General features: G+C 68.8%; 13 protein-coding genes. 3 read left to right on the top strand and 10 right to left on the bottom strand.

What is annotated here, in order from left to right:
• Positions 1-3: 3 nt before the first annotated feature.
• Positions 4-834 carry a class I SAM-dependent methyltransferase gene (locus tag AC0LPE_RS11050; RefSeq protein WP_490606204.1) on the bottom strand — a complete coding sequence of 277 codons (831 nt, stop codon included), beginning with the start codon at positions 832-834 and terminating at the stop codon, positions 4-6.
• 169 nt (positions 835-1,003) lie between these two features.
• On the opposite strand from AC0LPE_RS11050, the gene AC0LPE_RS11045 reads away from it, so the two are divergent.
• Entirely contained in the window at positions 1,004-1,684 is a 681-nt protein-coding gene (locus AC0LPE_RS11045) for a winged helix-turn-helix transcriptional regulator (protein ID WP_490606203.1), read from the top strand.
• Positions 1,685-1,697: 13 nt separating this feature from the next.
• Here AC0LPE_RS11045 and AC0LPE_RS11040 read toward each other — a convergent pair whose 3' ends face one another.
• From AC0LPE_RS11040 to AC0LPE_RS11005, 8 genes are all read right to left on the bottom strand, one after another.
• The gene (locus AC0LPE_RS11040) at positions 1,698-2,774 is read right to left on the bottom strand and encodes a ferrochelatase (RefSeq protein WP_490606202.1); all 1,077 of its coding nucleotides are present in this window, start codon (positions 2,772-2,774) and stop codon (positions 1,698-1,700) included.
• 22 nt (positions 2,775-2,796) lie between these two features.
• Complete coding sequence (inhA, locus tag AC0LPE_RS11035) at positions 2,797-3,603, bottom strand: NADH-dependent enoyl-ACP reductase InhA (protein ID WP_016694069.1); 807 nt, start codon at positions 3,601-3,603, stop codon at positions 2,797-2,799.
• A gap of 46 nt (positions 3,604-3,649) precedes the next feature.
• Positions 3,650-4,399, bottom strand: coding sequence for a 3-oxoacyl-ACP reductase FabG1 (gene fabG1 / locus AC0LPE_RS11030; RefSeq protein ID WP_016694070.1), 750 nt, complete (start codon positions 4,397-4,399; stop codon positions 3,650-3,652).
• 65 nt (positions 4,400-4,464) lie between these two features.
• Positions 4,465-5,445 (bottom strand): VWA domain-containing protein, encoded by a 981-nt coding sequence (locus AC0LPE_RS11025; protein WP_006551517.1) that lies wholly within the window; start codon positions 5,443-5,445, stop codon positions 4,465-4,467.
• Positions 5,442-6,401 carry a DUF58 domain-containing protein gene (locus AC0LPE_RS11020; protein ID WP_120282469.1) on the bottom strand — a complete coding sequence of 320 codons (960 nt, stop codon included), beginning with the start codon at positions 6,399-6,401 and terminating at the stop codon, positions 5,442-5,444. Before AC0LPE_RS11020 ends, AC0LPE_RS11025 begins: the two co-directional genes overlap by 4 nt.
• On the bottom strand, positions 6,398-7,759 hold the full coding sequence (locus tag AC0LPE_RS11015; RefSeq protein ID WP_490606201.1) for an AAA family ATPase: 1,362 nt from the start codon (positions 7,757-7,759) through the stop codon (positions 6,398-6,400). The genes AC0LPE_RS11020 and AC0LPE_RS11015 overlap by 4 nt, the downstream gene beginning before the upstream one ends.
• Before the next feature lie 171 nt (positions 7,760-7,930).
• The gene (locus tag AC0LPE_RS11010; RefSeq protein ID WP_490606200.1) at positions 7,931-9,871 is read right to left on the bottom strand and encodes an NlpC/P60 family protein; all 1,941 of its coding nucleotides are present in this window, start codon (positions 9,869-9,871) and stop codon (positions 7,931-7,933) included.
• 359 nt (positions 9,872-10,230) lie between these two features.
• On the bottom strand, positions 10,231-10,779 hold the full coding sequence (locus AC0LPE_RS11005; protein ID WP_229568041.1) for an Rv1476 family membrane protein: 549 nt from the start codon (positions 10,777-10,779) through the stop codon (positions 10,231-10,233).
• A gap of 342 nt (positions 10,780-11,121) precedes the next feature.
• Here AC0LPE_RS11005 and acnA point away from each other — a divergent pair, with 342 nt between their 5' ends.
• Both acnA and AC0LPE_RS10995 read left to right on the top strand, forming a co-directional pair.
• Positions 11,122-13,926 carry an aconitate hydratase AcnA gene (acnA, locus tag AC0LPE_RS11000; RefSeq protein WP_088898529.1) on the top strand — a complete coding sequence of 935 codons (2,805 nt, stop codon included), beginning with the start codon at positions 11,122-11,124 and terminating at the stop codon, positions 13,924-13,926.
• 105 nt (positions 13,927-14,031) lie between these two features.
• Entirely contained in the window at positions 14,032-14,598 is a 567-nt protein-coding gene (locus tag AC0LPE_RS10995) for a TetR/AcrR family transcriptional regulator (protein ID WP_016691734.1), read from the top strand.
• Between the two features lie 17 nt (positions 14,599-14,615).
• On the opposite strand, the gene AC0LPE_RS10990 is transcribed toward AC0LPE_RS10995, so the two are convergent.
• Entirely contained in the window at positions 14,616-14,867 is a 252-nt protein-coding gene (locus AC0LPE_RS10990; protein ID WP_026061044.1) for a helix-turn-helix domain-containing protein, read from the bottom strand.
• Positions 14,868-14,951 lie beyond the last annotated feature (84 nt).

The raw sequence follows: 14,951 nt of genomic DNA, 5'->3' as shown, positions 1-14,951 counted from the left end.
GCGTCAACCTCGTTGCGCGGTGACCAACAGGTACTCCCAATTCATCGCTCCCCCACCGAGATAGTGACGCTGGGCGAGTTCGAGCAGATCGAGATCGAGAGCCGCGACCCGTTCGTGGTCGTCCGCAATGTTGCGGTACACCGCGATGGTGGGACCGTAGGCGGACTTGAAGAACTCGCGGAAGTCCTCCCCGGTCGCGAACCGTTCGACGCGCAGATTGTCGGTGCGTGCCTGCAGGTCGGTGACGCGGTCGCCGATCAACTCGCGCACGTGCACCTCGTCGCCCCACAGCGGCGGCGGCTGTGCGCCCGGCGGGGGCGGTGGCGCATACGGTTTCATCGTCGCGAACATCTGCCCGATGAAGCCGGTGGGGGTCCAGCTCAGGAGGCCGATACGTCCGCCCGGCCGGGTCACCCGGAGCAGTTCGTCGGCAGCGGCCCGGTGGTGGGGCGCGAACATCACTCCCACGCAAGAGATCACGGCATCGAAGCTCGCATCGTCGAACGGGAGTGCTTCGGCGTCGGCTTCCTGCCAGTCGAGCGTCGCACCTGCCGCGTCGGCGTCACGACGGCCCACCTCGAACAGTTCCGGGGTCAGGTCGGTCGCGAGCACCGTCGCACCGGTGAGCGCGGCGGGGATCGACGCGTTGCCCGATCCGGCGGCGATGTCCAGGACGCGGTCGCCCGGACCGATTCCGGTCGCGGCCACGAGAGCGGGGCCGAGTTCGGCGATGACCTCGGTCGCCACCGCCGGATAGTTGCCGAGTGCCCACATCGCCCGGTGCTTGGCCTTCAGGGCGAGATCGGCGTCGTGTGTCGTGGAGATGTCGGTCATCAGAGGATTCCTCCTGTGGAGGGACCCGGCTTCGGCGCCGTCCCGAAGGCGGCCCGGGTCACAGATCGACTGTAGGAACGCGGACGCGGTGTCCTCCAGTACACAATCTGTACTGCACCGCCACACATTCGTGCTGGTCGCGGCGGTCCGACCGGCCTAGGATCCGATCATGGGCCCGCCCTACCACCAGTTCTGTCCCGTCGCGAAGGCGATGGAACTGTTCGACGAGAGGTGGACGCTGCTCGTGGTGCGCGAACTCGTGCTCGGCAGCGAACGGTTCAACGATCTCCGGCGCGGCCTGCCCCGCATGTCGCCGACGCTGCTGTCGAAGCGGTTGCACCAGCTCACGGCGGCGGGAATCGTGCGGCGTCTCGAGGACGGAAACGACGTCCGGTACGTGCTCACCCCGGCGGGACGCGATCTCGAGACCGTCGTCGACGCACTCGGTGCGTGGGGCACGCGGTGGACCGGGAAACTCGGTGACGTCGACCTCGATCCGCGACTGCTGATGTGGGACATGCACCGGCACGTCGACCATGCGGCCCTGCCGGAATCCCGGGTGGTCGTGGAGTTCGCCTTCCCGACGGTCACCCACGCGTCGCGCCGGTGGTGGATGGTCATCACGCCGCACGACGTCGACGTGTGTGACGAGGACCCGGGCTTCGAGGTCTCGATCCGGGTGACGACGGGACTGCGGGAGCTGACCGAGATCTGGCGTGGCGAAGCGACCTGGCCGGACGCATTGCGCTCGGGCGCCGTGGTCGTCGACGGTCCGAGCGCCCTGCGCCGGTCGCTGCCGCGCTGGTTCGACTCCCCTCTGGCCTCACCGGTCGGGCACGCCGCCCGGTGAGGCGCGGAGGGATCTATCCGTTCGCGGCGGGACGGGACGGGCGTTTCGGCGGCTCGCAGCACCCGACGGCGCACAGGCTCCCGTTGCACGCGGCCCCGAGCAGCGGTTCGGTGCCGCAGCGACGGGCGGTGATCCCGTCCCGCTGTTCCTCGACGAGTTCGCGGACGAGTTGCGCGAAGCGCGGGTCGGTACCGGCCGTCGCCGCACGAGAGAAGCCCATGCCCAGCTCAGCGGCCCGGTCGCGAGCCTCGGTGTCGAGATCCCACACGACCTCGAGATGATCGGAGACGAACCCGACCGGCACGACCACGACGGCGCGGACTCCCCGTTCGTGCAGGGCGTCGATGTGGTCGACGATGTCGGGTTCGAGCCACGGCACCTGTGGCGGACCGGACCGCGACTGCCACACCAGGTCGTAGTCGTCCTCGCCGAGCGCCTCGGCCACCAACCGCGCCGCTTCGGCCACCTGCCGGCTGTAGAGATGCCCACCCTCCTCCGGCGGACCACCGGTCGCGTCGAAGGAGGTCGGAACGGAGTGCGCGGTGAACACCACGCGAGCGGAATCGCGCACGTCGTCGGCGAGTTCGACGCGGGCCGCGCGCACGGCGTCGGTGACAGCGTCGAGGAACAGCGGGTGGTCGTAGAAGTGCCGCAGCCTCGTCAGCTGCGGGGCGTTCTCGACGGCGTCCCGCGCCCGGGCGATGTCCTCGTGGTACTGCCGGCAACCCGAGTAGCCGCCCCAGGCGGAGGTCGCGAACACCAGGGCGTTACGGATCCCGTCCTCACGCATCCGCGCGACGGTGTCCTCGACCATGGGATGCCAGTTGCGGTTGCCGAAGTAGATCGGCAGATCGATACCGTGCGCGTCGAACTCGGCGTGGACGGCGTCGATGATCGCCCGGTTCAGGGCGTTGATCGGCGAGACACCCCCGAAGTGCAGATAGTGCTGCGCGACCTCGTCGAGTCGTTCCGGCGGGATCCCTCGTCCGCGGGTGACGTTCTCGAGGAACGGCCGCACGTCGTCGGGTCCTTCCGGTCCGCCGAAGGACAGCAGCATCAGCGCGTCGTACGCCCCGGGGGTGTTCGTCATGGGAGTGCCTTCCGTCGTACGGTCAGCTGCCGAAGCCGACCTGGGAGTGGAAACCACCGTCGACATAGACGATGGATCCCGTTGTCCCGGGTAGCCAGTCGGACAGCACTGCACACACGGTCTTCGCCACAGGCGTCGGATCGTCGACGTCCCAGCCGATCGGCGACGCGGCCGACCAGCCCTCGTTCAGACGGTTCATCTCCGCGCCCGGGCCGGTCGCGTCGCCCGCGATGGCCTTGGCCGCGAGCGTCTTGATCGGGCCGGCGGCGACGAGGTTCGAACGGATGCCGCGCGGGCCGACCTCCTTGGCCACGTAGCGGTTCACCGACTCGAGCGTCGCCTTGGAGACACCCATCCAGTTGTAGAACGGCACGGCCCGGGACGGGTCGAAGTCCATTCCGACGATCGAGCCGCCCTCGTTCATGACGGGCAGGACGGCCTTGGCGAGCGCGCCGTAGGAGTAGGCCGACACCTCGAGCGCCACCGCGACGTCCGTCCAGGGCGCGTCGAGGAACGGGCTGCCCAGGCAGGACCGGGGTGCGAAACCGATGGAGTGGACGACACCGTCGATCCCCTCCGGTGCGAGTTCGCGGATCTTGTCGGCGAGACCGTCGAGATCCTCCTGGTTCTGCACGTCGAGGCTGATCGCCGGCGGCACCGGCTGCGGGAGACGCTGCGCGATCCGGTCGATCAACCGGAGTCGCTCGAAGCCGGTGATGATCACCTTCGCGCCCTGTTCCTGCGCGGCCTTCGCGGTGTGGAAGGCGATCGAGGCATCGGTGATGATGCCGGTGACGAGAATGGTCTTGCCCTCGAGCAGTCCGCCCATGAGTGTGTCGGTCCTCCAGTGAGATTCGGATGTGGTCGTGAGACCGTCAGTGGCCCATGCCCATGCCGCCGTCGACCGGGATGACGGCGCCGGAGACGTAGGCGGAGTCGTCGGAGGCCAGGAAGCTGACGACGGCTGCGACGTCCTCGGGCTTGCCGAGCCGCTGCAGCGGGATGAACTTCTTCGCGGTGTCGCGCAGGTCGTCGGACAGATCCGCGGTCATGTCGGTCTCGATGAAACCGGGAGCGACGACGTTGGCCGTGATCGATCGCGAACCGAGTTCGCGGGTGACCGAACGGGCGAGACCGATGACACCGGCCTTCGAGGACGCGTAGTTGATCTGACCGGCCTGACCGGCGAGGCCGACCACGGAGCCGAGGAAGATCATGCGGCCCCAACGGGCACGGAGCATCGCCCGGTTGGCGCGCTTGGCGCACCGGAAGGCGCCGGTGAGGTTCGCGTCGATCACCGAGCTGAATTGGTCCTCGGTCATGCGCATCAGCAGGGTGTCGTCGGTGATGCCCGCGTTCGCGACAAGCACCTCGACGGGACCCTGATGCTCCTCGACCTCCTTGAACGCGGCGTCGACCGAGTCGGCGTCGGTGACGTCGCACCGTACACCGAACAGGCCGTCGGGCGCGCCCGAACCGCGGTGGGTCACGGCGACCTTGTGGCCGTCGGCCTGCAGGCGACGGGCGACGGCGAGGCCGATCCCGCGATTTCCGCCGGTGACGAGGACGGATCGGGGGGTGACACCCGCGCGCGTGGACGCTGCGGCACTATCTGCGTCAGTCATGCATTCCAACCTATCTGGTGGCCGGTCCAGGACGGAAAACGCTCCGTGAGCGTGCACAAGGGGGATCAGGGCAGCCGCTGGCGCAACACCATCGCCGCGCCGAGCCCCGCGATCACCGAGAGCGCTCCGAGCATGAGCCACGGACGACTGGCGTCGCCGCGGGTCGTCTCGAAGCCGATCTGCTCCTCGAGCGTGTTGTAGGCGTCCTCGAGTTCCTCGAGGCTCGCCGCCGTGAAGAAGCTCCCACCCGAGAGATTGGCGATCTCCTTGAGCGACGGGTCGTCGACGGGCACGGGGATCCGATCGTCCTCGATGGTGACGGTGCCCGTCTGCGTGCCGAACGAGATGGTCGAGACCGGGATTCCCTTCTCCGCCGCCTGTCGCGCCGCGGTGAACCCCCCGCGAGGATCGTCGGGACTCTCGGGGACGGTCTGCTTGCCGTCGGACAAGAGCACGATCCGCGCGGGCGGCGCCTGGTCGCTACCGCCGAGCACGGCGGCGAGCGTGTCGATCGACTGCATCGCCGTGAAGATCGCCTCGCCGGTCGCGGTGCGCTCGCTGAGCTGCAGGTTGTCGATCGCGGACTTGCTCGCCTCCCGGTTGGTGGTCGGCGAGACCAGGACCGAGGCGGTACCCGAGAACGCGACGAGACCGAGGTTGATGCCGGGTGTCAGGTCGTCGGCGAACTGCTTGGCCGCCTCCTGAGCGGCGGCGAGTCGCGTGGGTGCGACGTCCGTGGCCTCCATCGACAACGACACGTCGATGACGAGCACGACCGTGGCCCGGTTGCGCGGCACCCGCTGTTCGGCGGTCGGGCCGGCGAGCGCCACGGTGAGGAAGACGAGGCCGACGAGCAACAGTGCGACGGGAATGTGCCGAGCGCGTCCCGGGCGGGCGGGCGCGACCTTCTCGAGCAGCTCGAGATTGGTGAAGCGCAGCGTGTTCGTCTGGCGCCGGCGCTGGACCAGCACGTACGCACCGCCGAGGGCGGCGACGACGAACAGCAGCAGCAACCACCACGGTGAAGTGAAACCGGACAGGCTCATCGTCCCCCCTGCCGTGCGGGTGCGCCGAAGCTGTGCCGCCGGGCCGCGACGAACCGCACGACGTCGCCGATCCAGTCGCGGTCGGTGCGCAGCGTCAGCACGGGTGCACCGGAACTGCGCAGTGCCTGGTGCACGGCCGCGCGATGCTCCGCGGCCGCCTGCGCGTAGTCGGCCCGCAGTTCGGGAGTGGTCGTGAATTCGCGGGTGCGGCCCGTCTCCGGGTCGTGCAGCACCACGTCGCCCAGATCGGGCAGTTCGAGGTCGCGGCGATCGATGATCTCGACGGCGAGCAGTTCGTGCCGGCCGGACAGCGCCCGCAGGGAGCGCTCCCAGTCGAGCGGACCCAGAAAATCGCTCACCACGACGGCCAGACCGCGGCGGCGCTGGGGGCGTCGCAGCGACTCGACGAGGCCTTGGAGATCGCCGCGGGTCCCGTCGGGTGCATGCGGGGTGGTCGCGACGGTACGCAGCAACGACTGGGCGTGCAGCCGCCCACCCCGCGCGGGGACGCGGACGGTCTCGTTGCCGGTGGAGATCACCGCACCGATCCGATTCCCGCCACCGGTGGTCAGATGCGCGAGCGCGGCCACCGCTGCGATCGCCAGGTCGCGCTTCTCGCACATACCGGTACCGAAGTCCAGGCTGGCCGACAGGTCGACCGCGAGCCACGTCTCGAGTTCCCGGTCGGCGACGGTCTGCCGCACGTGCGGGTGCGTCGTGCGCGCAGTGACCGACCAGTCCATCTGCCGCACGTCGTCGCCCGGCTGGTACTCGCGGGCGTCCCCCGGTTCGGAACCCGGGCCCGGGATCAGACCGAGGTGGTCGCCGTGCAGGACGCCGTCGAGACGGCGCCGCACGGTGAGCTCGAGGGTGCGGAGCGCGGCGGTGAGCGCGGGATCGCGCAGTTCACCGGACCGGAACCGCGGTGGCGACCCGTCGTGAGGACGTGTGCTCACCGCGCGCCCGCACCTCCCTGCGGACCGGGTGCACCGACGGGCGCCTGCTGACCGGCAACGGTCCGCGGATCGGCGGGCGCCGGGCCGGGGGTCGCGGTCGGCACGGGTGCGTTCGCCTGGGGCGCGACCTGCGGAAGACCCACCGTCTGCAGGATGCGGGTGATGATCTGGTCCGGGGAGACGTCGTCCGCGAGCGCGTCGTAGGACAGCACCAGGCGATGGCGGAGCACATCGGGGATGACGTCGACGATGTCCTGCGGTACCACGTAGTCGCGACCGCGCACGAGCGCCAGGGCACGCGCCGAGGAGATGATGCCGAGCGTCGCGCGGGGCGAGGCGCCGTAGGCGATCCAGCCCTGCACATCCTGCAGGCCGAGTTCGGCGGGCCGACGCGTCGCGAAGATGACCCGCACCACGTAGTCGACGAGCGCGTGGTGCACGAACACACGTCCGGCGATCTTCTGCAGGCGCAGGAGCTGCTCGTTGTCGAGCACCTGCTTCGGTTCGGGAGCGGCGACACCCATTCGGTAGACGATCTCGCGTTCTTCCTCCACCGTCGGGTAGTCGACAAGGACCTTGAACAGGAAGCGGTCGCGCTGTGCTTCCGGGAGCGGGTAGACGCCCTCGTTCTCGATGGGGTTCTGCGTCGCCATCACGAGGAACGGCTCGGGCATCGGGAAGGTCCTGCCACCGATGGTGACGTGGCGTTCGGCCATCACCTCGAGCAGCGCCGATTGCACCTTCGCCGGGGCGCGGTTGATCTCGTCGGCGAGCACGAAGTTCGCGACGACCGGTCCGAGTTCGGTGTCGAACTCCTCGCGTCCCTGCCGGTAGATGCGGGTACCGACGAGGTCGGTCGGCACGAGGTCGGGGGTGAACTGGACGCGGGAGAACGATCCACCGACGACCTTCGCAAAGGTCTCGACGGCCAGCGTCTTCGCGACACCGGGAACGCCTTCGAGCAGCACGTGCCCGCGCGCGAGCACACCGACCAGCATCCGCTCGACCAGCAGGTCCTGGCCGACGATCACGCGCTTGACCTCGTAGATGGCCCGTTCGAGGAGACGGACGTCGTCGGCCGGGTCGTACGCCTTCGCAGGAGCGTCGCCGGGTTTCCGCATGTTCGCGCCGGCTGCCGGCTGGGTGTTCGTACCGGCCGCCGGCTGAGTGTTCGCACCGGTCCCCTGCGGAGCCGGCTGAGCGTTCGCGCCGGACCCCTGCGGAGCAGGACCGTTCGCGCCCGCCGCCTTCGGCGCCGACGCGGCACCCGCCGCAGCCTGGTAGTTCTTGCGTCCGTCGTTACCGCTCTGGTCGCCCGGCGTTGCCGAACCGGACGTCCCACCCTCGCGTGAGGTCACCAACAATCCACCGCTTTCGCCTACGTCGCTCCGCTGGAAACACCTGCTGCACCACTATTGCAGGTGCCGGCTCGGTGTGTCGTCGCCCCTGCACCGACCGGGAGACGGCACCCGGAAACGACCGGATGGCACCCGTCCTCGGTGGTACGAGGGCCGCGGCAAACCTCGCCCTCACGACACCATGCGCACCACGTACGGTGTCATGCCGCCCCAGCGTACCGGCGAGATCTTCACGAACGATCCCGACTGCGGCGCCTCGAGCATCTGCCCGTCGCCGAGATACAGCGCGACGTGCTGGCTGGCGTTGGGCCCGTAGAAGATCATGTCGCCCCGCCTCATCTGCGACGACGGGACCTGCGTGCCGGCCGTGTACTGGTAGCCGGTGTAGTGCGGGAGCGAGATACCGATGCCCGCGAAGGCGTAGATCATCAGTCCCGAACAGTCGAAGCCGACCTTGGCGTAGTCGCCGTGGACATCGGCGACGCCACCGTCGCGGATACCGCGGGTCGGGCCGTTCTCGTTGCCACCACCCCACGCGTACGGGACGCCGATCTGGGACATCGCGCGGTCGATGACGATCTCCACCGCAGCGGGACCCGTGACGGACGGACGCGACGGGGTGCTGGGCGTCGAATTCGGTGTGGAGGGGCGAGAACCCGATCCCCCGGTCCCCGATCCGGGGGTCTCCACGACGGGGTCGCCCGGATCCGGGTTCTCCCAGTCGATCCCACCGTCGCTGCCGCTGTCCTCGTCTTCGTCGGGGATCGTGCCGCTGTCGGTGCCGTCCGGGACGGATCCATCGTCGGTGTCATCCGGGACGGTTCCACCATCGGTGTCATCCGGGACCGTTCCGCTGTCCGTATCCTCGAGGACGTCGTCCAGGACGCTTCCACGGTCGCCGTAATCCGGGACCGTGGCGTCGTCGGTGTAGTCCGGTGCAACCGTGTCGGTGCCACTGGTATCGGTGCGACTCGCAGCGGTGTCACTGTCCTCCGGCGCTCCGGATTCGGTGGTGACCTCACCCGGTGCGGCGACGTCGCTGTCGCCGGTCGACGGAGACTCCTCGATCAGCGTGTGAGGGCGACGGCCGTTGGCCAGTTCCGCCGCACGTTCCCGGGCTGCGGCGTCGGCGGCGACACGCTCGGCCGCCTCGGCTGCCGCGACCCGTGCCGCCGCGGCGGCTGCTTCCTCGGCTGCGCGGCGACGCTCCCAGTCCTGGTACTGCGCGCGTTGCCCTTCCAGGCCCGCAACGTTCACGCGGGCCCGGTCGAGTTCGCTCTGCGCGTTTTCACGTTCCTGCTCGATGCGCGACTTCTCGGCAGCCTGCCGACCGAGTTCCGCTCGCGCGACGGCGATCGCGGCCTCGGCCTCGGCCCTGCGCTGCTCGGCGGCTTCCGCCGCCGCGTCGGCCTCGAGCTTGGCCGCGCGTGCCCGCGAATGGGAGTTGGCCTCCTGGGCCCGGGCGCGCTGGAGCGCATCGAGCACCGCGGTGCGCCCGGCGGACAGCAATCGCATGACCTGGGCGCGGTCGAGCAGATCGTCGGGACCGTCGACGTCGAGGAAGGCCGCGAGGGAGACCGAGTTGGCGCCACGGGTGTAGCTGTCGCGGACGAACGCGTCGAAGTTCTTCTGGGCAGCAGCGATCCGGTCGGCGGCGTCGTCGAGTGCGCGGCGGGAATCCACGACCACCCGTTCGGCGAGATCCGCCGCGTCGCGCGCGCTCTGGAGATCGACGAGGGCGCGGTTGACGTCCTCGCGGCGGATGGCGACCTGCGCGTCGAGCTCGGCGAGCTGCTGATCCGCGTCGGCGATCCGGACGATCAGCTGCCCGACCCGGTCGATGTTGGCCGCGACGGCCGCACCTGCGCGGTCGATCTCGGCGTCCGAGGGGTTCGGCGGCGGGGCCGGTGCGGCGGACGCCGTCGTGGTCACGGTGAGGAGCACGGCTGTGACCAACCCCAAACCGGCGAGGAGCGTGCCGGTGCGCGTCCGCGGGATGCGACCGGGCGTCGGACCGTCGGGTCGACGGCCTGCAGTGAGCGTCGTGGCGGTGCCGTCCGGCCCCGACCGTCGCGGAATCCCTCCGTGGATACCGAACCGTCTCACGTGCATCTCCCTCGGTCGCACCTGGTGGCCGAGACATCCGGCCGGACGACCCGAGGAAGGCAGGCAGCATCCGCTCGCCGTGGGTGCCCCACGGCTCACACGCTGCAGTCGTACACCGACTGCGGACAGCGTCCCCACGAGCCGGGTTGTGACACACCTTCCCCAAGAGCGTCATGAGAACCGTACGACACCTCAGGGGTATGTCGCATGACAGTCACGAAGATCGGCCGGAAGAACGCCGAAAGAACACGGTGCGGACACCGAGCAACACCGTGAGGACGCCGAACGATCTTCCCTGCCGGATTCCGTCACGATCGGGACGAGGACAACCCGGAGAAGATCTCTACGGTGACGGGAAAGAGACCTCAGACATCTTCGGCCGATGACGATCCGCTACCTCCGGCAACGGTCGCGTCGCCGTCCGCGCGGCGGCGTTTGGCGAGCCAGGTCGCGCCGGCCGCAAGAGCGACCACCGCGACGATCAGCAGCGTCATCAGCGTCCAGGGCGGAGACGGCTCGAGCACCGAGTCGACGAAGTTGCGTGTGGAGACCACCGGATCGCCGGTGTAGGTGCGATCCTGGGCGGCCTCGAGAGTGACGCGGTCGAGATCCTCGCTGAACGTCCCGACCCATCCCGGGCTGAGGACCAGCACCGTTCCGCCGTCCTCGGCGCCGACCTCCGTCGCGAGGTCGCGCAGCTGCGAATCCATACGGGGGTCCCGGTCGAGCACGACCACGCTGAGGTCGATCCCGTTCTCCTGCGCGCGCTGCACCTCGGCGACGAGGTCGTCGACGTACTGCGAGGGCGCCGCCACCTGGTCGTCGGCGAGATCGGCGAGCACTTTTTCGACCGAGACCCCGGTAGGAAGATCCGTGAGCGCAGGGCCCGGTATGCGAAGCAGTGGCGCAGACATCTCTCTCCGGTGGTGCAGGGTCGGAAGCCGGGCGATACGGCGATCCGGCCGCGCGGAGACGACACGAAGCGCCACACCCGTGCGGCAAGGGAGAACACTACGCGATCGCGCGACGGCGCCTCGAAGCACTCGTCGCGAGCAGGACCGATGCCGGCGGGACGCCTCGTCGACACGACGGACCCGACTTCGGTTCAATACAGGACAAGCGTACTGTTAGAATCGAGTGCGAGACGCCACGACTTCGGCATCCGGGCAACAGGCCGCGGGTGGACGTCGTGTGCCTCGCTTCAGCCGTCGACACAGCCCCGTCGGCGGCCAGCCGAAACGACGAGTGGAGCTGACGTGAGCACCAGTAGTGATTCGTTCGGCGCCAAGGGTTCGCTGCAGGTCGGAGACAACTCCTACGAGATCTTCCGCCTGTCGGCCGTCCCCGGCACCGAGAAACTTCCTTACTCTTTGAAGGTCCTGGCCGAGAACCTGCTGCGCACCGAGGACGGTGCCAACATCACGGCCGATCACATCCGGGCCATCGCCAACTGGGATCCCTCCGCCGACCCGAGCATCGAGATCCAGTTCACGCCCGCCCGCGTGATCATGCAGGACTTCACGGGTGTCCCCTGTGTCGTCGACCTCGCCACCATGCGTGAGGCCGTGACCACCCTGGGCGGCGACCCGAACAAGGTCAACCCCCTCTCCCCCGCCGACATGGTCATCGACCACTCGGTGATCCTCGACTACTTCGGTCGCGCCGACGCCCTCGAGCGCAACGTCGACCTCGAGTACGAGCGCAACGGCGAGCGCTACCAGTTCCTGCGCTGGGGCCAGGGCGCCTTCGACGACTTCCGCGTCGTGCCCCCGGGCATGGGCATCGTCCACCAGGTCAACATCGAGTACCTCGCCCCGACCGTCATGGTCCGCAACGGGCAGGCCTACCCCGACACCTGCGTCGGCACCGACTCGCACACGACGATGGTCAACGGCCTCGGCGTGCTCGGCTGGGGCGTCGGCGGCATCGAGGCCGAGGCCGCGATGCTCGGCCAGCCGGTTTCCATGCTCATCCCGCGCGTGGTCGGCTTCAAGCTCACCGGTGAGATCCAGCCCGGCGTGACCGCGACCGACGTCGTGCTCACCGTCACCGACATGCTGCGCAAGCACGGCGTCGTCGGCAAGTTCGTCGAGTTCTACGGTGCCGGCGTGGCCGAGGTCCCCCTCGCCAACCGCGCGACCCTCGGCAACATGAGCCCCGAGTTCGGTTCGACCGCAGCGATCTTCCCGATCGACGGCGAGACCATCAACTACCTGCGCCTGACCGGCCGCAGCGACGAGCAGCTCGCTCTCGTCGAGGCGTACGCCAAGGAGCAGGGCCTGTGGCACGATCCGAGCCGCGAGCCCGAGTTCTCCGAGTACCTCGAGCTCGACCTGTCGACGGTCGTCCCGTCGATCGCCGGCCCGAAGCGCCCGCAGGACCGCATCCTGCTGTCCGAGTCGAAGGTCGCCTTCCGCAAGGACATCCACAACTACGTGGAGGAGAACCTCCCGGCCGAGCACACCAAGCTCGACGAGGCCGTCGAGGAGACCTTCCCGGCGTCCGACCCGGCCGTGCTGTCCTTCGCTGACGACGGTGCCGTCGACGTCCACTCGGCTGCCAACGGCGCCCACGGACGTCCGTCGAAGCCGGTCAAGGTCGTCTCCGAGGAGCGCGGCGAGTTCGTCCTCGACCACGGCGCCGTCGTGGTCGCGGGCATCACCTCCTGCACCAACACCTCCAACCCGTCGGTCATGCTCGGCGCCGCGCTGCTCGCCCGCAACGCCGTCGAGAAGGGCCTGTCCACCAAGCCGTGGGTCAAGACCAACATGGCTCCGGGTTCGCAGGTCGTCAACGACTACTACGAGAAGGCCGGCCTGTGGCCGTACCTCGAGAAGCTCGGCTTCTACCTCGGTGGCTTCGGTTGCACCACGTGCATCGGTAACACCGGCCCGCTGCCCGAGGAGATCTCGAAGGCCGTCAACGACAACGACCTCTCGGTCACCGCGGTGCTCTCCGGCAACCGCAACTTCGAGGGTCGCATCTCCCCCGACGTGAAGATGAACTACCTGGCCTCGCCGCCGCTGGTCATCGCGTACGCGCTCGCGGGCACGATGGACTTCGACTTCGAGACCGACGCGCTGGGCAAGGACAAGGACGGCAACGACGTCTTCCTGAAGGACATCTGGCCTTCCGCCCAGGAGATCGACGACACCATCAAGTCGGCGATCAACCAGGACATGTTCCGCAAGTCCTACGCCGACGTCTTCAAGGGCGACGAGCGCTGGCAGAACCTCGAGACCCCCGAGGGCGACACCTTCGCGTGGGACGAGGAGTCGACGTACGTCCGTAAGGCTCCGTACTTCGAGGGCATGACGATGGAGCCGGACGCGGTCAGCGACATCAAGGGCGCTCGCGTCCTCGCGCTGCTCGGCGATTCGGTCACAACCGACCACATCAGCCCGGCCGGTCCGATCAAGCCGGGTACCCCGGCCGCGCAGTACCTCGACGCCCACGGTGTCGAGCGCAAGGACTACAACTCGCTCGGTTCGCGTCGTGGCAACCACGAGGTCATGGTCCGCGGCACCTTCGCGAACATCCGTCTGCAGAACCAACTGCTCGACGGTGTCTCCGGTGGCTACACCCGCGACTTCACCCAGGACGGTGCTCCGCAGGCGTTCATCTACGACGCCTCGCAGAACTACCAGAAGGCCGGCATCCCGCTGGTCGTCCTCGGTGGCAAGGAGTACGGTTCCGGCTCCTCGCGCGACTGGGCCGCCAAGGGCACCCGCCTGCTCGGCGTCAAGGCCGTCATCACCGAGTCCTTCGAGCGCATCCACCGCTCGAACCTCATCGGCATGGGTGTCATCCCGCTGCAGTTCCCGGCGGGCGAGTCGGCCGCGTCGCTGGGCCTGACCGGCACCGAGGTCTTCGACATCGAGGGCATCGAGAAGCTCAACGAGGGCGTCACGCCGAAGACCGTCAAGGTCACGGCGACCAAGGACAACGGCGAGAAGGTCACCTTCGACGCTGTCGTCCGCATCGACACCCCCGGTGAGGCCGACTACTACCGCAACGGCGGCATCCTGCAGTACGTGCTGCGGAACATGATCCGCGGCTGAGAGCAGTGCTCGTGACCCGATCGGTCACATCCGTGTGAAGCGGCGGGCCCGGGACGAGACTCGTCTCGGGCCCGCCGTCTCCATCGAGCCGAAAGGAAGTGGCGCGTGCCCAAGGTCAGTGAGGACCATCTCGCCGCGCGGCGCAGGCAGATCCTCGACGGTGCCCGTCGCTGCTTCGCCGAATACGGTTACGACGGCGCGACCGTGCGACTGCTCGAAGACGCCACGGGTCTGTCTCGTGGCGCGATCTTCCACCATTTCAAGGACAAGGACGGACTGTTCCTCGCCCTCGCCCAGGAGGATGCGAGACGGATGGCCGACGTCGCGGCCAACGAGGGTCTCGTGCAGGTCATGCGCGACATGCTGTCCTCCCCCGACCAGTTCGACTGGCTCGGGACGAGGCTCGAGATCACGCGCCGTCTCCGCACCGACCCCGAGTTCGCGAAGGCGTGGATGCAACATTCGGCCGAACTCACCGAGGCCACCGTCGGACGCCTCGAACGGCAGCGGGAAGCGGGCCGGCTGCGCGACGACGTGCCGACCGAAGTCGTCCTGGGTTATCTCGACCTCGTGCTCGACGGGCTCGTCGCCCGCCTCGCTTCAGGGCACACCGAACAGGACCTCGTCGCGGTTCTCGACCTCGTCGAGGAATCCGTGCGCCGGCGCGACTGACGCGCCGGATCCGTTCCTCATGCCTTCTCGTCGCTCGCTGCCGCCCGACGACGGTTCGGGCCGCCGCGGCCCCGCAGCCGCACCTGCGACTCCACGAGAACGTTGTGCACGAAACCGTAGGATCGACCGGTTTCCTGCGCGAGCCTCCGAATGCTCGCGCCCTCCTCGTAGCGGCGCTTCAGATCCTCCTGCAAGCGGTCCCGCGATTCCCCTGTAACTCGGGCTCCCTTCGCGTAGGTCGTCTCTCCACCACCGGAATTTCGCGCCATCGGATCCTCCCTGCGCCCTCGCCAAAGGTCCCTTTCCCAGGCTAGAGGACTGTCAGGTTGCGCGGACGCAGATCGGACCAGCAG

The sequence above is a fragment of the Rhodococcus sp. S3 genome, from assembly GCF_058211795.1.
Note: the sequence above shows the minus strand (reverse complement) of the source record. Positions and strands in the feature narration are given on the sequence as shown.